Origin of the sequence: Methylobacterium sp. 22177 (assembly GCF_052045615.1) — a bacterium.
In the GTDB taxonomy this organism is placed as follows: Bacteria; Pseudomonadota; Alphaproteobacteria; order Rhizobiales; family Beijerinckiaceae; genus Methylobacterium; species Methylobacterium radiotolerans.
This window is the reverse complement of record NZ_JBQEPK010000049.1, coordinates 1-26,483: the sequence shown is the minus strand read 5'-3', so window position 1 is coordinate 26,483 and position 26,483 is coordinate 1. Positions and strand designations below refer to the sequence as shown.

The 26,483-nt window shown below is 76.1% G+C and carries 20 protein-coding genes; 7 read left to right on the top strand and 13 right to left on the bottom strand.

Annotation, left to right across the window (positions count from 1 at the left end):
* Window positions 1–42 precede the first annotated feature (42 nt).
* The 6 genes from ACTJK8_RS27715 to ACTJK8_RS27690 are packed head-to-tail and all read right to left on the bottom strand — an operon-like array spanning window position 43 to window position 14,399.
* Entirely contained in the window at window positions 43–2,019 is a 1,977-nt protein-coding gene (locus ACTJK8_RS27715) for a hypothetical protein (RefSeq protein ID WP_440762853.1), read from the bottom strand.
* Window positions 2,020–2,028: 9 nt separating this feature from the next.
* Window positions 2,029–3,159, bottom strand: a complete 1,131-nt coding sequence (locus ACTJK8_RS27710; protein ID WP_012318377.1) for a VWA domain-containing protein — start codon at window positions 3,157–3,159, stop codon at window positions 2,029–2,031.
* On the bottom strand, window positions 3,156–7,043 hold the full coding sequence (locus ACTJK8_RS27705) for a DUF4132 domain-containing protein (protein WP_440762852.1): 3,888 nt from the start codon (window positions 7,041–7,043) through the stop codon (window positions 3,156–3,158). Before ACTJK8_RS27705 ends, ACTJK8_RS27710 begins: the two co-directional genes overlap by 4 nt.
* A 14-nt stretch (window positions 7,044–7,057) precedes the next feature.
* Window positions 7,058–10,933, bottom strand: a complete 3,876-nt coding sequence (locus ACTJK8_RS27700; RefSeq protein ID WP_440762851.1) for a DUF4132 domain-containing protein — start codon at window positions 10,931–10,933, stop codon at window positions 7,058–7,060.
* Window positions 10,934–10,980: 47 nt separating this feature from the next.
* On the bottom strand, window positions 10,981–13,281 hold the full coding sequence (locus ACTJK8_RS27695; RefSeq protein WP_440762850.1) for a DUF5682 family protein: 2,301 nt from the start codon (window positions 13,279–13,281) through the stop codon (window positions 10,981–10,983).
* A gap of 8 nt (window positions 13,282–13,289) precedes the next feature.
* Complete coding sequence (locus ACTJK8_RS27690) at window positions 13,290–14,399, bottom strand: ATP-binding protein (RefSeq protein ID WP_182178409.1); 1,110 nt, start codon at window positions 14,397–14,399, stop codon at window positions 13,290–13,292.
* Window positions 14,400–15,030: 631 nt separating this feature from the next.
* Here ACTJK8_RS27690 and ACTJK8_RS27685 point away from each other — a divergent pair.
* Both ACTJK8_RS27685 and ACTJK8_RS27680 read left to right on the top strand, forming a co-directional pair.
* Complete coding sequence (locus ACTJK8_RS27685) at window positions 15,031–15,327, top strand: hypothetical protein (RefSeq protein ID WP_058608098.1); 297 nt, start codon at window positions 15,031–15,033, stop codon at window positions 15,325–15,327.
* A gap of 382 nt (window positions 15,328–15,709) precedes the next feature.
* Entirely contained in the window at window positions 15,710–15,853 is a 144-nt protein-coding gene (locus ACTJK8_RS27680; RefSeq protein WP_012318385.1) for a hypothetical protein, read from the top strand.
* Window positions 15,854–15,882: 29 nt separating this feature from the next.
* Here ACTJK8_RS27680 and ACTJK8_RS27675 read toward each other — a convergent pair whose 3' ends face one another.
* From ACTJK8_RS27675 to ACTJK8_RS27655, 5 genes are all read right to left on the bottom strand, one after another.
* Window positions 15,883–19,122, bottom strand: a complete 3,240-nt coding sequence (locus ACTJK8_RS27675; protein ID WP_116655776.1) for an efflux RND transporter permease subunit — start codon at window positions 19,120–19,122, stop codon at window positions 15,883–15,885.
* An 11-nt stretch (window positions 19,123–19,133) separates the two neighbouring features.
* Window positions 19,134–20,525, bottom strand: a complete 1,392-nt coding sequence (locus ACTJK8_RS27670) for an efflux RND transporter periplasmic adaptor subunit (protein WP_440762849.1) — start codon at window positions 20,523–20,525, stop codon at window positions 19,134–19,136.
* A 134-nt stretch (window positions 20,526–20,659) separates the two neighbouring features.
* Window positions 20,660–21,031 (bottom strand): hypothetical protein, encoded by a 372-nt coding sequence (locus ACTJK8_RS27665; protein WP_076730236.1) that lies wholly within the window; start codon window positions 21,029–21,031, stop codon window positions 20,660–20,662.
* A 63-nt stretch (window positions 21,032–21,094) separates the two neighbouring features.
* Window positions 21,095–22,135 carry an AraC family transcriptional regulator gene (locus tag ACTJK8_RS27660; protein WP_059410166.1) on the bottom strand — a complete coding sequence of 347 codons (1,041 nt, stop codon included), beginning with the start codon at window positions 22,133–22,135 and terminating at the stop codon, window positions 21,095–21,097.
* Window positions 22,136–22,388: 253 nt separating this feature from the next.
* A complete protein-coding gene (locus tag ACTJK8_RS27655; protein ID WP_020095106.1) occupies window positions 22,389–22,568 on the bottom strand; it encodes a hypothetical protein in 180 nt (59 codons plus the stop codon).
* Window positions 22,569–22,774: 206 nt separating this feature from the next.
* Between ACTJK8_RS27655 and ACTJK8_RS27650 the strand changes: the two genes are divergently transcribed.
* The 5 genes from ACTJK8_RS27650 to ACTJK8_RS27630 all read left to right on the top strand — a co-directional run bounded on the left by ACTJK8_RS27650 (window position 22,775) and on the right by ACTJK8_RS27630 (window position 24,593).
* Window positions 22,775–22,951, top strand: coding sequence for a hypothetical protein (locus tag ACTJK8_RS27650; RefSeq protein ID WP_165850988.1), 177 nt, complete (start codon window positions 22,775–22,777; stop codon window positions 22,949–22,951).
* Between the two features lie 36 nt (window positions 22,952–22,987).
* Entirely contained in the window at window positions 22,988–23,230 is a 243-nt protein-coding gene (locus tag ACTJK8_RS27645) for a hypothetical protein (RefSeq protein ID WP_012318392.1), read from the top strand.
* A gap of 151 nt (window positions 23,231–23,381) precedes the next feature.
* Complete coding sequence (locus tag ACTJK8_RS27640; protein WP_024830558.1) at window positions 23,382–23,747, top strand: hypothetical protein; 366 nt, start codon at window positions 23,382–23,384, stop codon at window positions 23,745–23,747.
* 107 nt (window positions 23,748–23,854) lie between these two features.
* Window positions 23,855–24,067, top strand: coding sequence for a hypothetical protein (locus ACTJK8_RS27635; RefSeq protein ID WP_012318394.1), 213 nt, complete (start codon window positions 23,855–23,857; stop codon window positions 24,065–24,067).
* A gap of 265 nt (window positions 24,068–24,332) precedes the next feature.
* Entirely contained in the window at window positions 24,333–24,593 is a 261-nt protein-coding gene (locus tag ACTJK8_RS27630; RefSeq protein WP_012318395.1) for a hypothetical protein, read from the top strand.
* Window positions 24,594–24,600: 7 nt separating this feature from the next.
* Here the strand turns inward: ACTJK8_RS27630 and ACTJK8_RS27625 are convergent, their stop codons facing one another.
* Both ACTJK8_RS27625 and ACTJK8_RS27620 read right to left on the bottom strand, forming a co-directional pair.
* Window positions 24,601–24,780, bottom strand: a complete 180-nt coding sequence (locus ACTJK8_RS27625) for a hypothetical protein (protein ID WP_024830557.1) — start codon at window positions 24,778–24,780, stop codon at window positions 24,601–24,603.
* A 189-nt stretch (window positions 24,781–24,969) separates the two neighbouring features.
* On the bottom strand, window positions 24,970–25,452 hold the full coding sequence (locus ACTJK8_RS27620; protein ID WP_012318397.1) for a DUF2721 domain-containing protein: 483 nt from the start codon (window positions 25,450–25,452) through the stop codon (window positions 24,970–24,972).
* Window positions 25,453–26,483: the final 1,031 nt, after the last annotated feature.

Sequence of the window (26,483 nt, the reverse complement as noted above, 5' to 3'; positions counted from 1 at the left end):
CAGCGGGGCCGCAGGGGCAACCGCATCCACACGGTTCCGTGATCAGCCCTCCGCCGGCCCGGGATCGTCGCGCATGGCGGCGACCCAGAGGGCGGCCCGGGCGAAGGGGCCGGGCTCCGCGGCCGGGGCGGCGAGGAAGGCCGAGAGCCGCGCGGCGGTGGCCGGATGGCCCGCCGCGGCGAGGCGTGCGACCAAGTCGGCGCCGCCGGCGCGGGCGCTGGCCGCGAAGGCCCGCCGCCCGGCATGGAGGGCGTTCGCCAGGAGCGCGGCCGCCTCGTCGAGGAGCGTGGCCGGCCCCAGGTCCGGCGCCGGCGGGATCGGGTGGCCGGCGCCGTCCGGGGCGGCGAGGTCGGGCACGACGAGCCGGTCGGCCGACACCGACCAGGGATCGCAGACCAGGGCGCCGTCCTCGATCCGCACCGGGCCGGCGACCTGCCGCACCGGTCCCCAGCGCCCCGAGCAGGCGCCCGCGAGGGCGTCCAGCGCGTGCGGCGCGGCGGGGTCGTAGGCGCGGGCGAGATGGAGCGTGCCGCCCGCCTCCGGCAGTTCGACGGCGACCTGCCACGTCTGGGCGCCCGGCGCCCAGGCCTGTCCGAGGACCGCCTCGACGGCGAAGACGTGGAAGGCCTCCAGCCGGTCGCGCGGGCGCAGGAAGGCGGGCGGCCGGTCGGCGAGGCGGCGCAGGACCGACGAAACGTCCCGCGCCGCCAGGGGGGCCGGGAGCCGCACGCGGGCGTCCCGCGGCAGCAGCGCCGTCCGGCCCCGCGCGCCCTGGCCGAGGGCGAGGAGCCCGTCGGCCCGGCGCCGGGCGACGCTGGTCAGGATCTGGCCCTGGCCGGTGCCCGCGACGGACAGGCCGGGGCTCAGGAGGCGCCCGGGCAGGCCGGCCACGACGTCCGCCTCGGCCTCGCCCGGCGCGAACGCGCGCTCCAGCGCCAGGAGCGCGCCGGTGTCGGTGTCGGCCAGGGCCACCCGGGCGGCGGCGCCGCGCCCGCGGGCGAGGAACCTCGCGCCCAGCGAGACGAGGCGGGTCTTGCCCATGGCGGTCTCGTAGGGCTGGCCGAGGCCGAGGGCGACCGCCCCGCCCCGGACGCGGCCGAGGAGTTCCGCGGCGAGCGCCAGGACGACGGCCGCGTCGTAGGCGGCGTGGCGCCCGGCATAGGCCGCGAGCTGATCGGTGAGTTCCGCCTCCGCCAGCAGAACCTGCGTGGCGCCCCGCCTCTCGGCCGCCCGCCGCAGCCGGACGAGGGCGGCGTCGTGGGCCTCCGGCCCGGAGACCACCCCGGCCTCCAGCAGGCCGGCGACCACCCGGTCGACGGCCTCCGCGAGTCCGTCCTCCGCGGGCGTCGCGGCCGTGGCGGTCCTGGCCGGCACCGCGCCGCCCAGGCGGATCTCGGGGGCGCCCGCGGCCTCCCGGAAGGCGCGGATCGCCAGGGCGACGTGGGCGCAGCCGCCCCCGGCCGCGCAGTCGCAGCGGGCGTAGCCGACGGCGTCGGGCACGAGGAAGCGCACGGTCGCGGTCGGGAGCCGCGCGGCGGGCACGGCGCCTCGCTCCAGCCCGACCGTGATCCCACCCGCCAGGAGGCGCCGCAGCTCCGCCGCCGCCGCGCCGCCGAGCCCCGCCTCGACGGTGGCGCCGTCGAGGGTGCCGGGATCCCAGGCGACCACCGCCGCGGCCGGGACGGCAGTCCGCTCGGCAGTCTCCTCTGTGAGCCCCGCGGCGGCCCCCTCGACCGGCCCGTCCGCGACGGCCGCCCGGTAGGCGACGACGAGGGCGACCCGGTGCCGGCACATCCCGCTCGCCGGGCAGGTGCAGGTGGCCGCGTCGGGGGGCCGGCCGGGGCCGAGCCGCGTGACCGTGCCGTCGGCGAAGCGCGCCTCGACGGTGCCGTCCCCGGCCTCCGCGAGGGCCGGCCCCGCGCCGGCGGCGACCTCGCGCAGCGCGCGCTTCACCAGCCCGGCATTGGCGAGCTGGATCAGGCCGTCATCCGTGAGGGCGCGGAGGTCGGGGCGGGCCATCGGCGCCGCTCAGGCCCGGATCGCGGCGGCGAGCCAGCCGGCGAGCTCGCCGGGCGTCATCGCGCCGATCTCGGCGCCGGCCGCCACGAGCCGCTGCGCCATCGCCCGGTCGTAGGCCGGCCGCGCCTCCGAATCGAGGGCCGCGAGCCCGAGCACGCGGGTCCGCTGGCCGGAGAGCGCCCGCACCTGCTCGACCAGCGCGGCCTCGCTCGCGCCCTCGTAGAAGTCGGAGACCAGCACCACGATCGCCCGCTCCGGCGCCGCGATCAGGCCGGCCGCGTAGCGCAGGGCGCCGCCGATGTCGGTGCCGCCGCCGAGCTGCACCTTCATGAGCAGCTCGCAGGCGTCGTCGCAGTCGCGGGTCAGGTCCACCACCGCGGTGTCGAAGGCGACGAGGTGTGTGCGGATGCCGGGAAGCTTCCACAGGCAGGCGGCCATCACCGAGGCGTGGATCACCGAATCGAGCATCGACCCGCTCTGGTCGACGAGCAGGATCACCTGCCACGGCCGCATCTGCCGCCGGTTCCGGGCGAAGAAGTGCAGCCGCTCGACGGTGATCCGCCGGCTCTCGGGATCGTAGTGGCGCAGGTTGTCGCGGATCGTCCGGTTCAGGTCGAGGTCGCGGGCGCCGGGCAGGCGCGTGTGCCGCCGCCGGTCGAGCACTCCCGAGAACGCCACCGCGAGGTCCCGGGCCAGCCGCTCCATCAGCTGCCGCACCACCGCCTGGACGAGCTTGCGGGCCATCACCAGCACGTCGGGCGCCATCAGGTGCTTGGTGCGCAGGACCGCCTTCAGCAGCGTCTCGTTCGGCTCGACCCGGGCCAGCACCTCGGGATTCGTGACCACGTCGTCGATGGCGTAGAGCTCGATCGCGTCGCGCTCCAGCCGCTCGATCGTCTCGCGGGGGAAGAGCGTGTGGACCGCGTTGATCCAGCCCGGCACCGTCAGCCTCGAGCCCTCGCGGCCGCCCTGGCGCCGCTCTCCCCGCGCCGCGCCCTCGGCGTCGCGGCCGTAGAGCCAGTCGAGCGCCTGATCCATGGCGGCCGCCTCCCCCGAGAGGGCGCAGCCGGCCCCCGCGCAGGCCGAGTCCGCCGCCTCGCCGAGGATGAGCCGCCAGCGCGTGACCGGGTCGAGGCTCACCGCAGCCGCGTCCCGGCGAGGAGGCTCGGCCCGCGCAGGAGCTCGCTCGCCGTCACGGGCGCGAGCTCCCCGAAGGTCCGCTGGCCCGGATCCGTCCGGCTGCTCCAGGGCGAGCCGAGGGTCAGTTCGCCGAGGGTCTGCTCCCGGTCCTCGAACTCCACCGCGCCGGTGAACAGGCCCTCCGAGAAGGTCAGCGACGCCTGGCCGACGGCGTCCCCGGGGAAGGTGACGGCGCGCTCGATCCACCACACCACCCCGGCATCCTGGGGCGCCCCGAGGGGCCAGCCCCTTGCGGCCATCCCGCGCAGGCGGTTGGCCTCCACCACGGTCCCGGCGAAGCGGTCGGTCGTGGCGGCGGCCGCCTCGGCCTCCGTGAAGGCGTAGGTCTCGCGGGCGAGCTGCGGGAAGGGCTGGACGATCTCGTAATCGCCGAACAGGGCCCCCCAGGCGGCCAGCGCCCCGGCTTCGAGCTGCAGGGGATGGGCAAGGCCGATCAGGCCGGGGGCCGCTCCGGTCAGGTCGAGGTCGAGCGGCGCGTCGTCGGCATCCGTGAAGGTCAGGTCCTCGGCCACCCGGAAGGTCAGGCCCGGGCCGGTCCGCGGGTCGGCATCCACGAAGGTGGCCCAGACGAGGCGCTGGGCGAGGTGGCGCACGAGCGGGTGGGCGGCGAAGCAGGGGCCGAACACCGTCGGCTGGACCCGGCGGGCGCCGGCGAGCATCGCCTCCAGGCGGGCCACCTGCAGGCTCGCCACGGCCCGCGCGTCCTTCTTCAGGGCGCTCCAGCGGGCCACCGCCGCCGCGGCCTTGGCGGGCTCGTCGGCCTTGGCGGGCTTGGGCAGGTCCTTGAGCCTCTGGCCGGCAGCGTCGCGCACCCAGGGCTTCAGGGTCTCGTCGAACCCGACCCGGAACCCGCGGGGGCCGAAATCGAGGTCGAGGCCGCCGCGGGCGTCGAGGTCGAGGTCGGGGGCGAGCCGGTCGGCCAGCTCCTCGGGAGTGAGGCCGCGGGCCTCCGCGAGCTGGGCGATCTTCTGCCGGGCCTTCTCCTGGAGCCCCTTGAACTTCAGCTTCTCGGCGATGCCGTTGAGGTTCATCAGCGCCACGTCGGTGCCGATGTCGACCAGCACGTCGAGGCCGGTGACCGCGCGGGCATGGGCGGCCTCGCCGGGCCAGCGGCGGATCAGCCGGGTCAGGTCGCGGGCCGTGGCGTCGGTACCGAACCAGCCCAGCGCGCGCAGGGCCCAGCCGTCCTTGGACGGCGTCCCGGCGGCGATCCAGGCGGAGAACAGGTCCCACGCGAAGGCCGCGAGACTCGCCTCGGTGCAGGCCTCGCGCACCATCGGCACGCCGGCGTAGACGGCGTCCGGGTTGGTGAAGGACAGCATCTCGCAGAGGGTCAGGATCGCGGCGTCCGGCAGGGCGGTCCCGTCCCGCAGCCGCGGCCGGGTCAGCATGGACGGCACGATCCAGGCGGGCGGCCTGCCGACCTTGGCGGGGACGCGGGCGAGGGGATCGCGGTCGAGCACCTGCGCGACCGCCTCGGTCACCTCCGGCGCCTGGTCGGCGTAGCGCGCCGCCACGGCCGCGACGGCGGCGCGGCCGTCCGGCCGATCCTGCGACAGGACCCGCAGCGCGTGCTCGGCGGCGTCGCGCAGCGCCCCGGACCGGCCGACGGCGTCGGGCAGCAGGCGGGTGAGGGCGGTCTCGCGGTGGCGGCGGAGCCACGCCAGGGCCGGCTCGCGGGCCTTCTTGAGCTTGGTGAGGGCGCGGGCGGCGGGCGCGGCGAGGCGGGCATCGTCCACCGCCGCGACCGCCGGCAGCAGCCCGACCGGATCGGCCTCGACCAGCCCGACGAGGCCCGGCACCGCCCCCGCGCCGAACCGCGCCAGCATCGCCCCCACGATCTCCGGCCATTGCGAGACGTGGAAGCATCCGGTCACGACGCGGGGCTGCGCCCACAGGGCGAGCGCCAGGGGCTCGGGCTGACGCTCCAGGCTGCCGACGAGCTGGTGATAGGGCGAGTTCGACCAGTAATGGCAGGCCCCGTCGATCTGGGCGACGCGGGCGGCGACCCAGGCGATCAGGGCCGGCGGGTCGTCGCGCGGCGGCTCGGAGAGCGGGGGCGGGATCCGGCTCCAGCCCTGCGTCGGGTGGGCGAGTTCCGCGGCCGCCACGAAGGCCCGCAGAGCCTCCGGGCCGTCGAGGGTGACGGCGTTCCGCGCGCGCCAGTAGCTCGGCGCGACCTCCGGCACCGCGTGCGCGAACGGCGTCGACAGCGGCGCGAGGGCGAGGACGAGGTCGTCCCGGGTCCGGGCCTTGGCCCGCCAGGGCGGCGCGCGCAGCACCCGCGGCCAGGCGGCGGGCTCCGCGAGGGGCACCGCGCGGGCCTCGGCCAGGGCATCGAGGATGCCGGCTCCGCGCCCGCCCGACGCCGCCAGCCAGCCGCGGACCCGGTCGATCCCGTGGGCCTCGAGCGCCCGGTTCACACGGGCGCGCAGGGCGGGCTCGGACCGGCCGCCCGCGAGGGCCGCGAGGCAGCGGGGCAGGATCGCGGCGGGGTCAGCCGCCAGCGCCGCGTCGAGGGCCGCCGCGACGGGCTTCTCGTGGAGATGGGGCAAGAGGGCCGGGAGCGCCCCGGCCTCGCCCGTCGACAGGATCGCCAGGGCGACCGTGCGGCGCTCCTCGTCGAGGGCGTAGTGCAGCAGCCAGTCGAGGGCCGGCAGGGCCGGCTGCCCGGCGGCGCGGGCCACCGCCAGGAGGGTCGCGGCCGCCTCGGCCGCGTCGAGGGCGCAGTAGACGAAGTAGAGGTGGTAGCTGCGCTTGGCGCGCCAGGCCGCGACCGCTTCCGGCGGGGCGTCGGCCAGGAGCGGCAGGTAGACCGTGTCGGCCGTCACGTCGATCCCCGCCGACGCGGCGGCCTCGATCACCGCGACGGGCTGGAGCGGGTGCGGGGCGGCCCGGTCGTCGGCCAGGATGAACGCGAAGGCGCAGGCCGCCGGCCAGTCGTGGTCCTCGGCGATCCGCGCGTTCAGGAACGCCACCGCGGCGTCGTAATCGGACTCCGGCGCGTGCACGAGGGCGGCCCGCAGGGCGAGGTGGAGCGGCTCGGCCCAGGACAGGCGCTGGTAGGCGCGCGGCGTCTTCGGGGTCGGACGGCGGCGGTCGGCCAGCCGGGCGACGGCCTCCGTCCCGCCCTCGGCCACGGCGTAGCGCAGGACCGCCTCCAGCGCCCGCCGCAGGACGGCGTCGCCGGTGGCGGCCCGGGATGGATTCCCCTGTCGGCGCGCCTCCGCGGCGTCCACGACCGCGTCCAGCCAGGCGGCGAGGCCGTCCCGGTCCGGCGGCGTTCCGGCGAGGCGCGCGGCCTCGGCGTCGCCGAGCGCGGCCGCCAGCGGCGCCGCGACCGGCCGCCACGCCTCCGCCGCGTCCGGGCGCGTGCCGGGGCGCAGGCGGGTCGGCAGCGGCTCCGCCGCGAAGACCGCGGCCGGGGCGGCGGGCGGGACGGGTTCCGCCGGGGCGGCCGGCGCCGGCGGGGGCTCGGCGGGCGGCGGGGCGGCGGCCGGCTCCGCGGCTGGCTCGACAACCGTCTCGCCGACCGGCCCGGACGCCTGCGCCGGGGCGGGCTTCCTGGCGGCGGCGGTCGGCGCCGCGGCGTGCGTCGCGGCCGGCGCGGGGGCCGCCCCGTCGGCGCGGACGTAACCCTTGGCGGTCTTCTCGCGGACGAGCTTGTCCTTCTCCTTCACGGCCGCGGCCGCGTCGGCGCAGGTCTTGTCCTTGCTCTGGCCCTGGGTGCCGAGGCGCCCGAAGCGGACGGTGAGCGTCGGGCCGGAGACGCCGACCTCCCAGAACTTGGCCGCGCTGCCCTCGACCAGCTCGTAGCGTTCCATGGGCTGTCTCCCTCTCACGCGTCGCCGGCGGCGGCGAGCAGGCTCGGCGTCCGCAGGACCTCGCTCGCGGTCACCGGGTCGAGGTCGCCGAACCGGTGCGTCGCCGCGGCGCGCCAGCCGGTCTCGGACAGGGTCAGGGTCCGCAGCGTCTGGATCCCGTCGCCCTCCGGTCCGGGCCGGTGCCAGAACCCGTCCTCGAAGCGCAGGACCGCGACGAGGCGGGTGCCGTCGGGCAGCGCGACCGGGCGCTGCACCGCCTGGACGTGCTCGCCCCCCGTGTCGGTCGACCAGCCCTGGGGCCGCAGACCCCGCAGGCGGCGGCCGCCCACCCGAACCCCGTCGAAGCGCAGGGTCTCGGCGCCGTCCCGCTCGGCCGCGGTGAACGCGAAGGTCTCGCGGGCGAGCTGCGGGAAGGGCTGGGCGATCTCGTAGTCGGCGAACAGGCCGCTCCAGGCCGCCAGGGCGTCCGGGCCGAGGTGCAGGGGATGGACGAGGCCGACCACGCCCTCGGCCGCCGCGACGTCGAGGCCGAGGGCGTCGTCCGCGGCGTCGGTCGGCGAGAGATCCTCCGCGAGGCGGAAGACGCGCCCCGGCGGCGTCGCGGGCGCGCCGTCCGGGTAGAGGCCCCAGACGAGGCGCCCGGCGAGGTGGCGGATCAGCGGGTGGGCGGCGAAGAACGGCCAGAACACCCCGGGGGCGACGCGGCGCTGGGACGCCAGCATGGCCTCGAGCCGGGAGACCTGCAGGCCGGCCGCGGCCTCCGCGTCCTTGCGCAGGGCCGCCCAGTGCCGGGACGCTGCCTTCGCCGCCTCGGGATCGTCCGCCTTGGTCGGGCGGGGCAGGGCAGCGAGTCGCCGGCCCTCGGCGTCGCGCAGGACGGGCTTCAGGGTCTCGTCGAAGCCGACCCGGAACCGGCGCGCCCCGAAGGACAGGTCGAGCCCGCCCCGGGCGTCGAGGCCGAGATCGGGGGAGAGCCGGTCGGCGAGGTCGACCTCGTCGAGGCCGCGCGCCTCGGCGGCCTCGACGATGGCGGCGCGGGCGGCCTCCCGCAGCTGCAGCAGCGGGCTCTTCTCGGCGATGGCGCTGAGGTTCATCAGCGCCACGTCGGTGCCGATCCCCGCGAGCACGGCGATGCCGGCCTTGCCGCGGGGCTTCAGGCCCGCCTGCCCCCAGGCGCGGATCTGCCGGGTGAGGTCGCGGGCGGCGTGGTCGCCGCCGATCAGGGCGAGCGCCTGCAGGGCCCACTCCCCCGTCGCCTTGGCGCCGGCCGCGATCCACGACTGGAACAGCGCGACCGCGAAGGCGTCGAGGCTCTCCGGCGTGCAGGCGGCGCGGACCTGCGCGACGCCGGCGTAGGGCGCGAGCGGGTCCGAGAAGGCGAGCATCTCGCACAGGGCGGTGACGGCGGCGTCGGGCAGGGCGCCGCCGCTGCGCAGGATCGGGCGGGGCAGGGCGGCCGGAACCACCCAGTCGGGGAGCTTCGGCGGCTTGGACGGCACCTGCTCCAGCGGGTCGCTGTCGACGCCGGCGGCCACCGCCCCGGGCACGCCGGGATCCCGCTCCGCGTAGGCCGCGACGGCGGCGGCGAGGGCGGCGCGCCCTGCGGGCTCGGCGGCGAGGAAGCGCAGGGCCGCGTCGGCGGCGTCGCGGTCCGGGCCGGCGGGCCCGAGGGTCTCGGGCAGGAGCCGCAGCGCGGCGGTGCGGGGATGGGCGCGCAGCCACGCGGCCGCGGCCGGCCGGAGCTTGCGGGTGCGGTGGAAGGCCCGGGCGGCGACCGGGGCGAGGTCGGCGGCGTCCACGGGCTCGACCTCCGGCAGGAGCTGCGCCGGATCCGCCGCGACGAGGCGGACGAGGCCGGGCACGGCCCGCGCGCCGAAGCGGCACAGCATCACCGCGATGGTGCGCCGCCACGCCACGTACTGGGCGCGCTGCGGCCCGGTCTTCTCCCACAGCATCAGCGCCAGGGGCTCGGGCTGCCACCCGACCATCCGGAACCAGGGCCCGTAGTTGAAGTAGAAGAAGCCGGTGAACTGCTCGCGGGTGATGTCGAGCCGGCGGTCGAGCCAGGCCAGGGCCGCCCCGGGCTCCGCGTCGGCGGCGGGGACGGGCTCGGCCGGCGGCGGGATCGGCATGTCGTAGAGGGCCTCCGCCTCGGTGGCGCGGATCCGCGCCGCGAGGTCCGTCATGGACTCCACCAGCGTCCCGGCCTCGAAGTAGAAGGTGCTGCGGTCGAGGGCCTCGTCGGAGTCGAAGCCGTGCGCGAAGGGCGTCGGGATCGGCGCCACCGCCCGTTCCGGCCGGGCGCGCGCGGCCCCGCGCCGCCGCCACGGCGGGTCCCGGAGCACGGGCGGCAGGGCCTCCGGCGCCGCCTGCGGCGCGCTCCCGACGGCGAGCAGCCGATCCAGGCGCCCCGCGCCCCGGCCGCCCTCGGCCGCCGCCCAGGCGCGGGCGGTCTCGTGCCCGTGGCGCTCGGCGAGCGTCACGGCCCTGGGGCCGTAGGCGGGCTCCCCCTTGCCGTGGAGTGCGCCCAGATAGGCCCGCAGCATCCAGTCGGGGAAGGCCGCGTCGGCGGCGTCGAGGGCGTCGCGGACCAGCTTGGTGCCGACGAAGGGCAGGAGCGCGTCGAGGGCGTCGGCGGCACGGGTCTCCAGCAGCGCCCGGGCGATGAGCGTGCGCTCGGGGCCGACCGCCCCTTCCAGGAGCCAGACGAGGGCCGGGGTGGCCGCCTCGCCGGCCGCCTCGGCGGCGGCGATCGCGGTCGCGGCGGCCTCGTCGGCCGCCACGTCGCAGGTCGCCAGCGTCGCCCGGTGATACGGCGCGGCGTACCAGGGCGCCGCCAGCGCGGGCGGCAGGTCGACGATCAGCGGCAGGGCCGCGTGGGACGTGCCGTAGGCCTTGGGATCCGGCGGGTCGCAGCGCGCCAGCACCGCGCGGGCCCAGAGGGCGTGGTCGGCGCCGGGCCGGTCGTCCGCGAAGACCGCCGCGAGCCAGCGGGCGAGGGTCGGCTCCCGCTCCGCCGCGGCGAGCCGGAGGGCGGCCTCCAGGGCCTCCGCGTACTCCGCCTCGGGGGCAGCGGTCAGGGCGGCCCGGACCCCGCAGGCGGTGGGCAGGTCCCAGGGCGAGACCGGCAGGGAGCCGTAGCGGCCGGAGGGGCGGGGCCGCAGCCGGTCGAACAGGGCCACGAGCGTCCCGGTGCCGGAGCGGGCCACGAGCCAGCGGGCGAAATGCGTGAACGCCGCCCGGGCCGCCGGCCCGTGCGGTCCGGGCTTGTCACCCCAGAGGCGCTGATTCAGCGCCGGGCAGGCCGCCTCGAGCTGCTCCAGCCAGCGCCGGGCCTCGGCCCGGTCGGGGGCCGGCGGCGCGCCGTCGAGCCGCGCGGCGAGGGCCTCGGCCTGCGCGCGGGCCTCGTCCGGGGCGGCCGCCAGCAGCGGGCGGACCCGCGCCGCGAAGGCGGCCCAGTCGGCCGCGGCGTCGAGGGGCGCGCCGGGACGGCTGCGCGTGGGCAGGGGCGTGCCGGAGAAGATCGGGGCCGTGCCGGCGTCCGGGGCGCGGCGCGCCTCCGCCCGGGCGGCGGGGGCGGGCGGGACCTCGGCGGGCTCCGGATCGGCGACCCGGGTTCCGGCGGCCCGGGCCGTCGCCGCGCTGCCGACCCGGGAGTCCGGGTCCGGCCCGGCGGGCGCCGGGTCGCCGGCCGGGCGATAGCCCTTGCCGGTCTTCTCCCGCACCAGCCGGTCGCGCTCGGCCTGCGCCGCCTGCGCGCTCGGGAAGAGCTTGGTCTTGGACTGCCCCTGCGTGCCGATCCGCCCGAATCTCACGATGAGAACGCTGTCCTCGGTTCCGGCCTCCCAGAACTTCGCCGATGATCCCGCCGTCAGCTCGTAACGCTGCATGCAGTCCTCTCCCGGTGGCGCGGCAGTAAAATTTTCCTTGTCGGGTCTCAGGTCAACCCGTAGCGGGCGAGCCGCGCGGCCACCCGCGCCTCGCGGGCCAGGGCCTCGGCCTGATCGGCCGGGCGCGCGCGCTGGCGCATCCAGGCCAGGGCCTCGACCTCGGCCCGGGCGGCGCCGAGGCCGCTCCGGCGCAGGATCGCGACGGCGATGCGCTCGCGCTCCCGGGGCGGGAACCACGCGAACGCCATCCGCAGGGACGGCAGCGCCCGCAGGAAGTCGTCGTCGCCCCAGGCCGCCACCAGCCGCTCGACGGACGCCAGGGTGGCGTCGGCGGCGATCTCCTCGCGGGCGAGGGCGAACAGGCCGGCGAGGAAGTCGCCGAGCGTCGCGGGCAGGCCGAAGCGGCGCAGCCGGGCGAGGGCGGCCTCCGGGTCCGATCCGGCCGCGCCGCAGGCGACCCGGAAGCCGAGCGCCGCCCCCGCGAGGGCCGGGGGCGTCTCCGGGTCGGCGAGGCGCCGGCCGAGCATGGCGGCGAAGGGCGCGCGCAGGTCGTCGAGGCCCGGCACCTCCGCGCCGGCCTCGCGGAACAGGTCGCGGCAGGCGAGGACCAGGGGGATGGCGCCGAGCCCCGCGCGCGGCTCGCGGATGCCCTCGAGAACGAAGAGCGCCCGGGCCGCCAGGACGGCGCAGAGGCGGGCGAGGGCCGGCCGGGCCGGCGCGAAGGCGTCGCCGAACCGGTACAGCCGCACGATCCCGGCCCCGGCGGCGCCCAGGGCCGCGGCGTCGTGCGCCGCCGCGATGCCCGCACTGAGGCGAGCCAGCAGCTCGCCCTCCAGGGTGAGGCCGGCGAACAGCGCGTCGGACAGGGCCCGGGTGAGGACGCCGAGGGCGTCGGGCGCCGCCTCGACCCGGGCGGTGATCCGGGCGGAGGCGGCCATCTCCAGGGTCCCGCCCCAGAGCGAGGCCTCGATCAGGGCGCCGAGCCAGTGCGGGTGGCGCGCGAGCGTGAAGCGCTCCCGCGGCAGGCCGGGCTCGGCCCGGTCCGGCCCCTCGCGGGCGATCCCCGGCAGCCCGAGCAGCACCAGCCGGTGCAGCAGGTGCGCCCGCGCCCGGTCGGCCGGCTCGGCCCAGTCGAGGTCGACGTGGCGGCGCACAGGCCCCGGCTCCAGGTCGGCGGCGCGCAGGCGCTCGGCGACGTCCGCCACGAGGGGCGGCTGCCGGGTGCCGGGGGCGAGGCGTCCCTCGCGCCGGCCGGTGAGCGCCCGCAGCATCGCGGCGAGCGCGGGGTGGCCGGGCGCGGCGCCGCCGGCCGCCCAGGCGGGCGGGCGGTCGAGGGCGTCCTTCACCAGGGCGGCGAGGGCCGCGTCGATCAGGTCGGCGCGCAGGATCGCGGGATGGGCGCGCAGCCGGGCGAGGGCCTCGGCGTGGACCCGCCAGGCGACGCGGTCGGCGGTGGAGACGACCTGCCCGGCCTCGCGCAGGGCCGCGGTGATCGCCGTCATCGCCCAGTCGGCCGCGGGGGCGAGGCCGGCGGAGGCGACGCGCTCGTAGTAGCCCGGCGCCGGCATGCCGGCCGCGTAGCCCGAGAACCGGTCGAGCCGGGGATAGGCGTAGGGCACCACGTAGCTGCCGGTGCGCAGGTCCGGCCCCGGCGGCGCCGGCTCGGGCCGGGTCCCGTCCGCCCGCGCGGCGTGGCGCCGGACGGCGTCCGCGTGCCAGCCGCCGCAGACGAGGACGACCGACCGGTCGCCGGCCGCCCGCAGGGCGTGGGCCGCGTAGGCGCCCATGAAGCGCTCGCGGGCCTCCTCGGCGGGATCGTCCGTGCCCGGCGGGCGCAGCAGGGCGAAGTAGCGGTCGAGCCGGGCCGGCAGCTCCGCCTCGGGCGCCGCCTCCGCGAGGACGTCCCAGAGGGCGTCCTGGTCGGCGACGCCGAGGGCGGCGGCGAGCGCCCGCTCGGCCGCCTCCGCGCGGGCCCCGTGCGGGTCGGCGTAGCGGTTGGCGCGGCGCCCGAAGGCCGGATCCCAGGCCGGCAGGTCGCAGAACAGCGTCTCGGCGCCCACCGCCCGGCCCGCCTCCAGGGCCTGCCATTCCGGCGAGAAGGCGCAGAACGGCGTGTAGGAGGCGGCGCTGCCCGCCGCGTCGGCCCGGAACGAGAAGATCGCCACCGGCAGGTCGTGGCCGAGGGCGAGGTCGGGCAGGTGCGGGTTGAAGTCGACCGGCCCCTCGATCAGCACGCAGGCCGGCCGCAGGGCCGCGATCGTGCGCCGGACGAGCCCGGCGCAGGCCGGGGAATGGTGGCGCACGCCGATGACGGTCAGGCGGCCGGGATCCGGCGCGGGACCGCTCATTGCGGGGTTCATTGCGGGGTGAGGAGGTGCCGCGCCGCGTAGAACGCGCGCCACGCCGCGCCGGAGCGGCGGCTGACGCGCTGGTCGAGGTAGCGGCGCAGGCGGGCGAGATCCTCGGCGTCGTCCTTGGCGGCGGTGCCGGCGAGGCAGGCGACGATGTCCTCCGGCTGGCCGGCGTCGCCCCGCAGGAAATGGGCCTTCACGCCGATGGCGTGGGCGACGCTGACCGCCTCCGCGGTGCTCATCACGGACGAGAGCCGCTCCATGCCGGTGCCCTCCGTGTCCACGGCCTCGCGCAGCTCCCGGAAGCAGGTCACGAGCAGTTCGAGCACCTCCGGATCCGGGCCGCGGGGCACGCCGGAGCGGGCGAGCAGCGCGGTGGCCTCGCGCTGCACCAGGGCGAGCTCGGCCTCGAGATCGGCGATCGGGAACACGGTCTCGAAGCCGAACCGGCGCTTGAGGGCCGCCGACATCTCGTTGACGCCCCGGTCGCGGGTGTTGGCCGTGGCGATCAGGTTGAAGCCCTCCCGGGCGTAGACCATCCCGTCCGCGCCGGTGAGTTCGGGCACGGAGAGCACCCGGTCGGACAGGACCGAGAGCAGACTGTCCTGCACCTCCAGCGGGCAGCGGGTCAGCTCCTCGAAGCGGACGATCCGCCCCTCGCTGAGGCCGGTATGGAGGGCGCCCGGCACCAGCGCGCGCGGGCTCGGCCCCTCGGCGACGAGCAGCGCGTAGTTCCAGCCGTAGCGGATCTGGTCCTCGGTCAGCGACGCGCCGCCCTGGATCGTCAGGGTCGAGCACCCGCTGATCGCGGCCGCGAGGAGTTCCGAGAGCAGGCTCTTGGCGGTCCCGGGCTCGCCGATCAGCAGGAGGGCGCGGGAGGTGGCGAGGGTGACCATGGCCCGCTCCACCAGCGCGGGCGCGCAGACCACCTTGGCGGGAGTCGCGCCGTCGCCGCAGATGAAGCGCCGGACGGCCTGGAGCGAGAGCTGCCAGCCGGGCGGCCGCGGCGCCGTATCCTCGGCGCGCAGGCGCGCGAGTTCCGCCGCGTGGACGTCCTCGGCCGGGGGTCTCTGACGCGCCTCGCGCCCGCCGCCCGCCCGCACCGCCTTCGCCATGCACCCGCCCCTGCCGTCGCGCCGACTCGGTCGACGTGTCCTGCGATCGGCAGATCATGCCCCGGCACGCGCGGGTCTCTCAAGCGGTTCCGCCTATCCGCGATCCCGTCGCCAAGCATTGGCGGCCCGGCCGCGGGCATTCACCGGTCCGGGCGATCCGGCGGACGATCAGGATCGGGCTAGTCCCGAAGACGGCCTACATCGACACCAAGCACAGCGTCAGGATCGCGACCTCGAAGACGATCCATCCGCCGAAGACGACGACCAGCTCCCAATCGGTTCTCTCTCCAGTCTTAGCCAAAGCGTACATGTTCGACCTCCTCGCGGAGCCCGATAGGCCGCAAGCGAATTCAGTCACCACGATGAAATGCAACGCGAATGAATATCTAAACAGGTTCTGCAACGGATTGCAATTGTGCGCGCCCGCGCGAGCGCGAACATAAATCAATACATCGCCATAGAAATGCGCCCCCGCCCGCTTCGACGCGGAATTATCGCATCGCAGCAAGTATTGTCCCGCAACGCGCCGCCCGCGCCGGACCGGTCCCGGTGGCGTGAACGGGATCCGTCCGGCCGCGTTGCCCCGATACGCCCGGAGAGGCGGCCTGGGGAAACGTTCGAGGGTTCGCACATGAAGACGTTGATCAGCCTGACCGTCGCCGGCCTCCTGGCAACGGGCGCGGCCGCCACGGCCGCGGAGAATACCGGTCCCCGGATGCAGGGCTCGCCCAACGCGGCCGGCTACACGGGCAAGGGTGAGACGGGCAAGGGCGAGACGGGCAAGGGCGAGACGACGGGCACCACCACCGGATCTCCGGGCTCGGAGATGCCGAAGCAGGATGGCCGGATGAAGGGGCCGCCGAACGCGGCCGGCTTCCAGCCGGGCGGCAGCGACGCCGGCGCGGCCGGAGCCTCGGGCCGTCGCTGATCGGGTCCTGGCCCCGGCATCGACCGGCCTCGACGGCGGCCGAACGGGCTGCGCAACGCGGAAAGCCCCCGGAGACACGGCGCGCGCAACGACATCCCCGCTACGGTGACGGCGATCGAGCGCGGAGATGTGATGGCCCGGGTCGAGGTGGAGCCGGTCGGCACCGCCCACCGCGTGGCCTCGGTCATGAGGGTCGACTCGCTGGAAGAGCCGGACCGCCCCAGGAGGGCGACACCGTCCACGCGCTCGCCGAGGCGGTGCGCGCTGCTGGTGAAGCCGCAGCCGCCGGGCGCGGGGCCGCCGTCATCCCGTCGTCATCCCGTCGTCATCGGGCTGGCCTAGGGCGGCGCCTCCCGCCCACCCGACCGGCTGCGCTCACCCGATGGATTGGTTCGACCTGCCCGAAGACACCCGCCCGTCATCGCCGGCCGACGAGAGCCGGATGCGGCTCTACATCGCCGTGGGGCTGATCGGCATCGGGGCCCTCGGGATGGTCGGCGGGCTGCTGCACATCCTCCCCGCCTGACGAAGGGCGCGGCGGCGGCGCGGGCGCCGTCAGGCCGCACGGTCCGTCAGCGGCTCGGCCCCGACCGCGCTCCGGACGGCGGGTCCGGCGCGCCCGAACCGCGCGTAGAGCGCGGGCAGCACCACCAGGGTCAGGAGCGTCGCGCTGATCAGGCCGCCGATCACCACGGTGGCGAGCGGCCGCTGCACCTCGGCGCCGGTGCCGGTGGCGAGCGCCATCGGCACGAAGCCCAGAGAGGCGACCAGCGCGGTCATCGCCACCGGCCGCAGCCGGGTGAGGGCGCCCTCGCGGATCGCCGCCCGCAGCGGCCGCCCCTCGGCGACGAGCTGCTTGATGAAGGTCAGCATCACGAGGCCGTTCAGGACCGCGACGCCCGAGAGGGCGATGAAACCCACCGCGGCCGGCACCGAGAGCGGCATCCCCCGCAGCCACAGGGCCGCGAGGCCGCCGGTGAGCGCCAGCGGCACCGCGCTGAACACCAGGAGCGCGTCCCGCGCGCTGCCCAGCGCCGAGGTGAGCAGCAGGAAGATCAGGAAGAAGCACACCGGCACCACCACGGTGAGCCGCGCCTGAGCCGAGGCGAGGTTCTCGAACTGGCCGCCCCAGGTCACGGCGGCGCCCGGCGGCAGGGTCACCTGCGCGGCGACCTTCCCCTGCGCCTCCGCCACCAGCGAGCCGATGTCGCGCCCGCGGACATTGGCGGTGACCACGACCCGGCGCCGGCCGTTCTCGCGGCTGATCTGGTTCGGGCCCTCGCTCACCGAGAACTGCGCCACCTGCCGCAGGAGCACGGAGGCGGCCCGGCCGTTCGCGCCCGGGGGGAGGGGGACGGGCAGGTTCTCCAGGGCCTCCCGGTCCTCGCGGACCTGGTCGGTCAGGCGCACGACGATCGGCACGCGCCGGTCGCCCTCGAACACGAATCCGGCGTCCCGGCCGCCCATGGCGGCGCCGATCACGTCCTGGATCGCCCCCGTGCTGAGGCCGAGCCGGGCCGCCTCGGTCCGGTCGATCCGGATCTCGAAGACCGGCAGGCCGGCGATCTGCTCGACCTTCACGTCGTCGGCCCCCGGGATCCCGCGCAGGATCGCGGCGATCCGGTTGGCGGTCTCCAGCATCGGCTCGAAGGCGTCGCCGAACACCTTCACGGCGAGGTCGCCCCGGGTCCCGGCGAGCAGCTCGTTGAAGCGCAGCTGGATCGGCTGGGAGAACTCGTAGACGTTGCCGGCGAGCTCGCTCAAGGACGCCTCGATCTGCTCCTGCAGTTCGGCCTTCGACAGGCCCGGGTCAGGCCACTCGGCCTGCGGCTTGAGCATCACGAAGGTGTCGGAGGAATTCGGCGGCATCGGGTCGGTGGCGACCTCGGCGGTGCCGGTCTTCGAGAACACGTAGGCGACCTGCGGGAACTTGGCGATCACCCGCTCCACCTTGAGCTGCATCGCCTGCGACTGGGTGAGGGAGGTGGACGGGATCCGCGTGGCGTTGAGGGCGATGCTCTTCTCGTCGAGCTGCGGGATGAACTCGGTCCCGAGCCGGGTGGCGAGCAGGCCGGCGCCCGCGAGGAGGAGCAGCGCCGCCCCGACGAACGGGGTGGGCGTCCGGATCGCCGCGGCGAGGACGGGCCGGTAGACCGCCTTCAGGCCCCGGACGAGGGGGTTCTCCGCCTCGGTGACCCGGCCGGTGAGGGCGACGGCGATCAGGGCCGGCACGAAGGTCAGCGACAGCACGAAGGCCGCCGCCAGGGCGAGGATGACGGTCAGCGCCATCGGCTGGAACATCTTGCCCTCGACCCCCGTGAAGGTCAGGAGCGGGACGTAGACCAGCATGATGATCGCCTGCCCGTAGAGGGACGGCTTGATCATCTCCTCGGCCGAGTCCCGCACCGTCTCCAGGCGCTCCTCCAGCACGAGCGGCCGCCCGACCGCGCGCTGCCGCTCGGCGAGGTGGCGGAGCGCGTTCTCCGTGATGATCACCGCCCCGTCGACGATGAGCCCGAAATCCAGCGCTCCGAGGCTCATCAGGTTGGCCGAGATCCTGCCCTCGACCATGCCGGTCACGGTCATCAGCATGGCGACCGGGATGACCAGCGCGGCGATCAGCGCCGCCCGGATGTTGCCGAGCAGCAGGAACAGGACGACGATCACGAGGGCCGCGCCCTCCGCGAGGTTCCGGCCCACCGTGCGGATCGTGGCCTCGACGAGCCGCGTCCGGTCGAGGACGGTCTGGACGACGATGCCGGGGGGCAGGGCCCGCCGGATCTGGTCCATGCGGGCGTCGACGGCGGCCGCCACCGTGCGGCTGTTCTCGCCGATCCGCATCAGGGCGGTGCCGATCACGGTCTCCTGCCCGTTCTCGCTCGCCGAGCCGGTGCGCAGGTCGCGCCCGATCCGCACCGTGGCGACGTCGCGGATCCGCACCGGCACGCCGCCGCGGCTCGCCACGACCACGTCGGCGATCGCCTCCGGGCTCTCCAGGCGGCCGGCGGCGCGGACCACGTAGCTCTCGCCGTTATCCTCCAGGTAGCGGGCGCCCTGGTTGGCGTTGTTGGCTTGGAGCGCCCGGGCGACGTCCGAGAAGGAGAGGTCGAGGGCGGTCAGCTTCGTGGGGTCCGGCTGGACGTGGTACTGCTTCTCGAAGCCGCCGATCCCGTCGACGCCGGCGACGCCCGGGACGGACTTGATCTGCGGCCGCACGATCCAGTCCTGCACCGTGCGCAGGTAGGCGACCTGCTCCAGCTCCGTCCTGAGCGCCTGGCCCTCCGGGGTCCGGTAGCTCCCGTCCGGCTGCCAGCCCGGCCGGCCCGCCGGCACGGTCGCGCGCTCAGGCAGCGGCGCGTACTGGACGGACCACATGTAGATCTCGCCGAGGCCCGTGGAGATCGGGCCCATCCGCGGCTCGACCCCGGAGGGCAGGTCCTCCCGCACCTGGGCGATGCGCTCGGCGACCTGCTGGCGGGCGAAGTAGATGTCGAGGGACTCGGCGAAGACCGCGGTGATCTGCGAGAAGCCGTTGCGCGAGAGCGAGCGGGTGTACTCGAGGCCCTTGATGCCGGCGAGGGCCGTCTCGACCGGGTAGGTGACCTGCCGCTCGACGTCGGCCGGCGACAGGGACGGGGCCAGGGTGTTGATCTGGACCTGGTTGTTGGTGATGTCGGGCACCGCGTCGATGGGCAGCCGCGTGAGCGCGGCGGCGCCGAACCCCGAGGCCAGCAGCACGAGGAGCAGCACCAGCCAGCGCTGGCGGACCGAGACGGCGAGGATGCGGCTGATCATCGTCCGTCTCCTCAGTGGTCGTGGCCGGCGTCGGCCTTGCCGAGCTCGGCCTTCAGCAGGAACGCGTTGCCGACCGCGATCTCGGCGCCGGGCTCGAGCCCGGCGGTGACCTCGTAGGCCTCGTCGTCGGACCGGCCGAGGGTGACCGGCCGCTTCTCGAACCCCTCGGCCGTGCGCACGAAGACGGCGCTCCGGCCCGCGATGGTCTGGACGGCCGCCTTGGGGATCCGGACCGGGACCGCGTCCTGCGCGATCTCGACTTCGGCGGTCACGAAGGTGCCGGGCCGCCACGCGAGGTCGGGATTCGGCAGGGCGACCACCACGCGGGCCGAGCGCGTGTCGGGGTTGAGGAAGGGGCTGACGAAGATCACCCGGCCCTCGGCCCGGCGCTCCGCCTCGCCCGTCCGGCCGGGCGTGACCGTCACGCGGGCGCCCTCCCGCACCTGGGCGAGGTCGAGGGTCGGCACCGACAGCTCGATCCAGACCGTGGAGAGGTCGGCCACCGTGTAGAGGTCGGCCGGATCGCCCTCCTTGCCGACCGCCGTTCCGACATCGACCTTGCGCTCGACGATGCGCCCGGCGAGCGGCGCCCGCAGGGGGTAGCGGCGCAGGGTCGACTGGTTCGGCGTGGCCTCGTCGCGCTTCTGCGCGGCCGCCACCTCGGCGGCGTCGAGGCCGAGCGCCGACAGCTTCTGGCGGGCGAGGTCGACCCGGAGCCGGTTCTCCAGATAGGCGGCGCGGGCGGTCTCGAAGGCCGCCTCCGAGGCGCTGCGCGAGGCGAGCAGCTTCTGCTGGCGCTCGAAGTTGATCGTCTGCAGCTCGGCCTGGACCTGGGCGGTGAGGTACTCGCTCTTGGCGTCGGCGACCTCGCGGCTGTCGAGGATGGCGACGACCTCGTTCGTCTGCACGGCGTCGCCGAGGCGCTTGCGCATCTCGGCCACGGTCCCGACCACCCGGGCCGGGACCCGGGCGATCCGGTCGGTGTCGGGCGTGATCGTGCCGGGGACGAGGAGGTGGCGCGCCAGCGTGCCGCCCCCGACCGTCCGCGTGACGATGTCCTGGCCGGCGACTTGGTCGGGCCGCATCCGGATCGTGCCCCGCTCGTGGGCCTCGTCGGCGCCGTGCGCGTGGCCGTGCGCGTGGCCGTGCGCGTGGTCGTGCGCGTGGCCGTGGTCGGCGTGATCGTCGCCCGCGTGCGGATCGGGCGCGGCCTCCGGCCGGCCCGGTGCGGCGGCCGCGGCGCGATGATCGGGATCGTCGGCCGGAGGGCGGGCGAGTCCGGCGGCCGCGAGGGTCTGCCGGAGACGGTCGGGCAGGGTGGGGACGGCGGGAACGGCGGAGCCGAGGGCGAAGCCGGCGGCCAGAAGTGCCGCGGCGGCGGCCACGGACGGGACGATGCGCATGGGGAAGCTGCTCGGCCGGGACGGCGGGGTGCCGCGCGCGGCGGTCCCGGGAGGTCCCGTTCAGGTGTCACGTGAGGGCGAACCCGGAGCCTGCTCGGAATCCGGGCGGGGCGCCGCCCGCGGGCGGCGTCAGCTCAGGCGCGCGGGGGCCGCGGCAGCCGGTCGGGACTCACGGAGGGGCGGCCCTGGGCGAGGGCGCCCGGCCGCAACCGGCCCGGGGCGGCCGGGGGCGCGATCTCGGTCGCCTCCAGGCGGGCCGCCTGATGGCAGCCGCAATGGAGGTGCTCCGAGAGGCCGGGATCGACGGTCGTGGGGGCCGCCGGCGCGTCGAGGGCCGGGCCCTGGCTCCGGTCGTGATGGCCGCCCGCGTGGAAGGCGAGATCCGCCGCGAGGCCGACGCCCGGGGCGGCGACGGTCAGCGCCAGGACGAGCGCGAGCGTGCGGGCGACGAGCGCCCACCAGCGCCGCGCCCCGGCCGGGCGCCTATGCCGAACCTCGAAGGTCATCGCGGCCCTTATGGTCCATCCGATGCCGGGGGCACAAGGTCCGGGTTCCGGCCCCGGACCCGCTCAGGCCGCCAGCTTGAGGACCCACTGGTAGAAGTCGGTCCAGGTCTCGGCCTGGGCCGGCGGCTCCGCGGCCGTGGACCGGGCGGGCTCGGCCGCGGCCTGGGCGCGGACATCCCGGGGGGCGCAGCCGAACTCGGCGCGGAAGGCCTGGGTGAAGTGCGCGGGGCTCTCGAAGCGCCAGCGATACGCCACCTCGGAGATGCGGGCGAAGCGCCCGTCGCCGGCGGCGAGGTCGCGATAGGCGCGGGCGAGCCGGCGCTGCCGGATGTAGCCGGACACGCCGCCGAGGGGGACGAACAGCCGGTAGAGGGCGCTGCGCGAGACGCCGAACCGCAGCCCGATCGTCTCGGCGGACAGGTCCGCGGAGGCGAGCTCGGCCTCGACGAAGCGCCGGATCGCGACGAGCAGCGGCGCCCGCTCGGGCGGCTGCGTGCCGCCCTCGTCCTGCGGCAGGCCCAGGGTCGCCGCCCCGAGCAGCGCGGCCGTGGCCTCGGCCGCCGCCGCGGCCTCCGGCTCCGAGAACCCCGTCGCGTGCGCGCTCAGGGAGCGCAGGTGGTCGTTGAGCATCCGGCCGAACGGGGTCGCGCCCCGGATCACCGACCCGTGCAGGGCGTCGAGGGCGCTCTGCCGGGCTCCGAAGAGCGGGCGCGGCAGCACCACCGTGATCGCCTCGTAATCCGTGGAGGCCGCGGAGAGCGGCTGCGACAGGTCGAACAGGCAGATGTCGCCGGGGGCGCAGTCCCGCTCCCGGCCGCCGATCGTGACCCTCGACTGCCCGGAGACGCGCATGTGGGCGACGATGTGATCGACGCCCATCCGGGCGGTCAGGGCCCGCGCGCGCACGAACTCGAGCCCGGAGGCGCGGGCGCTGCAGACGATCGCGGTGCCGAGGTGCCGGACCCGGGACTGCCCGCGGAAATCGGACAGGTCCTCCCGGCGGATCGTGAAATCCCAGAACGGCGCGACGGCGTCGCGCCAGTCGTCGGCCTGACGAGGGCCCGGGCTCTCGCCCGTGAGCTCCAGGATCGGTTTCGGTCGCATCGCCCGTGTCGGTCCCGACCGGGCGCGGCCCGGTCACGCCGACAGTATGGCGATTCTGCCTGCCCAGAAAAGTGGCACTCCGTTCCAATCACCGGACTCTGGGCCGCGCCCCGTCCCGGCGGGGTCGGCAAGGGCCCGGCAAGGGATCGGCAAGGGCCCGGAAACAGAACGTCCCGCAGGCCGGGTGGCCGCGGGACGGAGAGTTGCACGGTTGTGAGGATCGAGGGCTTCGATCCTGACGGTTAACCGACCGTTACCGGCCGCTCGGGGCCGCGCCGCTGCCGGTGGCGCCGTTGCCGGTGCTGTTGTCGCCCGCGGGAGCGCCGGGGGACGAGGTGTTGCCGTTGGGGGTGCTCTGCGCGGCGGCCATCCCGGCGCTCCCGGCGACGAGGGCGAGGGCGAGCAGGGCGGACTGGACGGTGCGGCTGGTCATGGCTCTCCTTGTATCCCGATCGGGTTCTCGACGTGGGTTCTCGCCGTGCCGGCCCGTGCCGGCGTTGGCTGGAGAACCGCCGCCCGGCGCCCCCGTTCCCGCCGGGGCAGAGCCGGCGCGAATCGGCCGCAGCCGCCGACGGCCGTTCGTCGGGAACACCCGCGACTCCCCCGAGCTTGTCCGAGGGTCGAGACCGGGGGCGTGGCGTGAAGGTGTTCCGGATCATGCAGGCGGCGACGGGCGCGGTTCTCTGGAGCGGCGCTGCGCTCGATCCCCTGGCGGCCCTCGACGCGATGGCGCGCGCCGCCGGCTTCCGCGACCGCACCCGGATCCCGGACCACCTGCGGGCCGGCGGCCTCCACGTCGAGGAACTGCGGGCCTGATCCCGCCGCGCCGGCGGACCCATCCGGAGGGAGACCATGACCAAGCTGTTCATCGCGCAGGTGCGCGACGGGGGCGGCGAGCGGCCGCTCGTGACGGTCCGGGCCGAGGCCGAGGGCGAGGCGCGCCTGTTCCTGTCGGCCGCCTATCCGGAGGCCGAGATCGCCCACGTCGCCGAGCCCGGCGACTGGACGAGCGACGCCGATACCGGATCCCGGGCCGGGGACATCCGCGAGCATCCCGGCGTCGCCTGGCAGGCCCCGTCCAGCCTGGCGGGCTGAGACGCGTCCCCCGGGCCGCCCAGCCCGTCCCGGCCGCCTGAACCGGTGTGGACCGGGGAGAAGTGGCGAGAAGCGGGGAGAACCGGGTGGTGCGGACAATTGGAGCGACGCCGTTCACGCGTCCCTAGGGGCGCCGCACCGAAGGTGCCGCATGCGTTCCGCCGATCCGACCCCGCGCCTGTTCGCGGCCGCGGCCGCCCTCACCGGCACCGGGATCCTGATGTGCCGGACCGAGCCGTCCCGGGACGGGATCCTGATCGGCCTGTTCTGCCTCGGGCTCTGGGCCCTCGGGACCCTCGCGGCCCGGTCGGAGCGCCCGGTGCGGCCCGCGCCGGCGAGGCGGCCCATCGTGCTGGAGGCGGTCGTCGTCGAGACACCCCGGTCCCCCCCGGAGCTTCTGCCCGCACCGCGTCCCGCGGCGGCCCGGGACCGCGCCCCGGCGGGATTCGCCCGGCTGCCGGAGGTTCCGACGCACCGGCAGCGCGTGGTCGAGCGCTCCACGCGCAGGCGCGGCTAGCCGCGGTCGAACACGCCCCGCTGGGGGTGTCGGCCACGGTCGCGAGCTTCTGCCGCACCGCCGATCCCGGTCTCCCCGCGTTGCCCGCAGCCACTCAGGAGATCAGCATGGCCGACAAGTCCGCCGACACGTCAAACGTGACGACCTACACGGTGAAGCAGGCCCTGGCCGCGAAGGTGGCCGACCACATCGAGATCGCGGTCGAGGCGCAGGACGGCACGAAGCTCAAGCTCGTCGCGACCGCCGACCAGCTCGACGCGCTCGTGGGCGACCTGGAGACGATCCTGGACGCCGACGACGCGGAGGGCGAGGCGGCCTGAGCGGAGCGCGGGCGGCTCCGACCGCCGGACGACGGCCGCCCGCGCACGCCGCGCGGGCGGCCCACGGGGGCGCTCGGGGCAAACGCGTGAGGCACCACCGCGCGAGGCACCACCGCGCGAGGCACAGCGCGAGATCGCCCCGGGCCGGACGAATCTGGTATGGATCGCGCTCGACGCGTCGAACCGAGGAGGGCCGGATGTTTCGCGGCGTGCCCGCCATCCGAACCGGCACAGGGCCGGCCCCGTGACCGGACGGGACATCGCCATGGCTCCGCCCGGGACCGCCGCGCCCTACCGGCTGCAATGCATGATCCACCGCGAGAGCGCTGGCGGCATCATCATCCACGACGAGCAGATTGCCGGCCCCCTCGAGGAGGCGGCGGTCGCCGCCGCGAAGGCCCGCTTCGCGGCGCTGCGTGCCGGCCGCGCGGGCTCGGCGGCCCTGCGGGATGCCGCCGGGCGCGTCGTCTGGTCGGCCCGGCAGGACGCCGCGACGCCCGGCACCGCGGGATCCGCCTCCCGGTAGGTTCCGGTCAGGTGAGGTGGCGCGGCTCCAGATCGATCACCGGGCCACCGAGGTCGAGGAACTCGTCCTCGTACGGGAGCGCCTCGTCCGGTTCCTCGGCCTCGCGCCGCCCGAACGGGATGAGCGCGGACAGGATTCCGAGGCAGAGTGCGCCGGCGACGAAGGCAATCAGGATCGCGATGCTCATGGCGGAACACTCGGGCGCGGCCGGCGGCGGAATCAGGCCACCGGCAGACTAAGGCCCGGTTCCCGGGCGCCGCAATCGAAATCGCCGCCGGTTCGGCCCCGATCGCCCTACCGGCACCGCGGGCGCGCCCGAGCGGGCGCCGCAGGATCGCCCCCGCGATCACCGGGAGGACCGGGCGCTTCGAGGGCTTCACCGCGGCGTCGCCACCTGGTCCTTCTGGCGGTCGACCGCGTCGCGGACGCCGCGGCCGGCCATGAGGATCTCGGTCATGAACGCCGCGATCGCCGCGACGGTGCAGACCAGCGCCGCCCCGAAGCAGGCGAACAGGACGGACGCGGTCGCCGCATCGCGCAGCGCGCCGACGAACAGCGTGAGCACGGCCAGACCGATCAGGCCGCCCGCCAGCGAGGCCAGGACCACCGCCACGTCCAGCACGAAGGAGCGCCGTCGCAGGAAGGTCAGGCGGCGGGCGAGGCGAGCGGCCTCGGCGTCCGTCGCCCGGGCGGCCTCCGCCGAGAGGCTGTCGACCTTGTCGGAGATCCGGCCGAGGCGGGTCGAGAACACGTTGAGCAGCGTCGCCAGCGCCGAGAGCAGGAAGGCGGGCGCGAGCGCCACCTGGATGATGTGGGCGATGCTGTCCGGTTCGGTGGCGCTGAGGGAGAAGCCGAACATCGGCGGGCTACGCGCGCGGACGCGTCAAGCGCCGCCCCCGCCGGTGACCGGGCCGGACGGCCGCGCGGCGGCGCGACCGATGCGGACCCGGGGCGTCACCACAGGAGGCCTTCCGCCTGAAGCCCGGCCACCAGCAGGAACAGCGCCGAGAGGAACGCCACCGCGAGATACGGGGCCGGCGTGTCGGTCATCGAGGCCTCCCGGCCGGCGCGGGGCCGACACCGTCCATCCGGACCCGGAGGGCCGGCATCGAAGGCAGCGCGACGGGGTGCATGCGCGTCTCCTGAGATCTCCACCGACGACGAGGCCGGCACATAGGGCCCGCGGCGCACCGGAAAAGCCGCCACGGCCGCGCCGCCCGGCCGTGGCGGCATCTTCTCCACAGGCCGGGGGAACGGCGCCGCGCCGGCGCCGTTCCCCCGCGAGATCTGCCGCTCCCCAGGACATCGATCCGGCGCGGGCCGGGCGACAAGACCCGGCGGCGCAGGATCAAGACTCGGACGGGATCGGACGCAGGATACATCTGCGCGGATCCGCGACCGGCATCGCGAATAGGCGCGGCGCAGGTGCGCGGACGCGTCCAGACCCTCTGCGATACGGGACCGGATCGCACGAGATCTGCGGCCCAGCCCGCGGTCGCGGGCCGGGGCATCGGCGGGAACGGCCGTAAATTAATGTTAACCGCTCGCGGGATCGCGAGCGGGCTTGCGGGGCGCCGACCGGTAGGATTTATTAAACCTCGAAGCTTCCTGGTTGGTCCTGGGAACGTTCACCGACAAACTGAAGCCCCGTCCGCCCCCCCGCGCGACGGGGCATTTTGTTTCCGGAAACACTCGGATACAGATCCTCTTCTTGGCTTTGACCGGTCGATTTCGCGATGTGCTCCAGCGCACCCGCCCGTTTCGACGCCGAGGACCCGATTCTGGGCTGTTGCAGCGATGCACTATCGCCCCGGCGCATCCTGGCGTTCTGTCCGCCCCGCACACATCCCGTCCAACGGGAGACAGAGGACCAGATGATCAAGAAGCTTC

Coding starts and splice junctions, on each gene's coding strand:
- ACTJK8_RS27715 (WP_440762853.1), bottom strand. CDS start 2,019: ATGGCCCGCCCCGACCTCCGCGCCCTCACGGATGACGGCCTGATCCAG.
- ACTJK8_RS27705 (WP_440762852.1), bottom strand. CDS start 7,043: ATGGAACGCTACGAGCTGGTCGAGGGCAGCGCGGCCAAGTTCTGGGAG.
- ACTJK8_RS27700 (WP_440762851.1), bottom strand. CDS start 10,933: ATGCAGCGTTACGAGCTGACGGCGGGATCATCGGCGAAGTTCTGGGAG.
- ACTJK8_RS27695 (WP_440762850.1), bottom strand. CDS start 13,281: ATGAGCGGTCCCGCGCCGGATCCCGGCCGCCTGACCGTCATCGGCGTG.
- ACTJK8_RS27690 (WP_182178409.1), bottom strand. CDS start 14,399: ATGGCGAAGGCGGTGCGGGCGGGCGGCGGGCGCGAGGCGCGTCAGAGA.
- ACTJK8_RS27685 (WP_058608098.1), top strand. CDS start 15,031: ATGAAGACGTTGATCAGCCTGACCGTCGCCGGCCTCCTGGCAACGGGC.
- ACTJK8_RS27680 (WP_012318385.1), top strand. CDS start 15,710: ATGGATTGGTTCGACCTGCCCGAAGACACCCGCCCGTCATCGCCGGCC.
- ACTJK8_RS27675 (WP_116655776.1), bottom strand. CDS start 19,122: ATGATCAGCCGCATCCTCGCCGTCTCGGTCCGCCAGCGCTGGCTGGTG.
- ACTJK8_RS27670 (WP_440762849.1), bottom strand. CDS start 20,525: ATGCGCATCGTCCCGTCCGTGGCCGCCGCCGCGGCACTTCTGGCCGCC.
- ACTJK8_RS27665 (WP_076730236.1), bottom strand. CDS start 21,031: ATGACCTTCGAGGTTCGGCATAGGCGCCCGGCCGGGGCGCGGCGCTGG.
- ACTJK8_RS27660 (WP_059410166.1), bottom strand. CDS start 22,135: ATGCGACCGAAACCGATCCTGGAGCTCACGGGCGAGAGCCCGGGCCCT.
- ACTJK8_RS27655 (WP_020095106.1), bottom strand. CDS start 22,568: ATGACCAGCCGCACCGTCCAGTCCGCCCTGCTCGCCCTCGCCCTCGTC.
- ACTJK8_RS27645 (WP_012318392.1), top strand. CDS start 22,988: ATGACCAAGCTGTTCATCGCGCAGGTGCGCGACGGGGGCGGCGAGCGG.
- ACTJK8_RS27640 (WP_024830558.1), top strand. CDS start 23,382: ATGCGTTCCGCCGATCCGACCCCGCGCCTGTTCGCGGCCGCGGCCGCC.
- ACTJK8_RS27635 (WP_012318394.1), top strand. CDS start 23,855: ATGGCCGACAAGTCCGCCGACACGTCAAACGTGACGACCTACACGGTG.
- ACTJK8_RS27630 (WP_012318395.1), top strand. CDS start 24,333: ATGGCTCCGCCCGGGACCGCCGCGCCCTACCGGCTGCAATGCATGATC.
- ACTJK8_RS27625 (WP_024830557.1), bottom strand. CDS start 24,780: ATGAGCATCGCGATCCTGATTGCCTTCGTCGCCGGCGCACTCTGCCTC.
- ACTJK8_RS27620 (WP_012318397.1), bottom strand. CDS start 25,452: ATGTTCGGCTTCTCCCTCAGCGCCACCGAACCGGACAGCATCGCCCAC.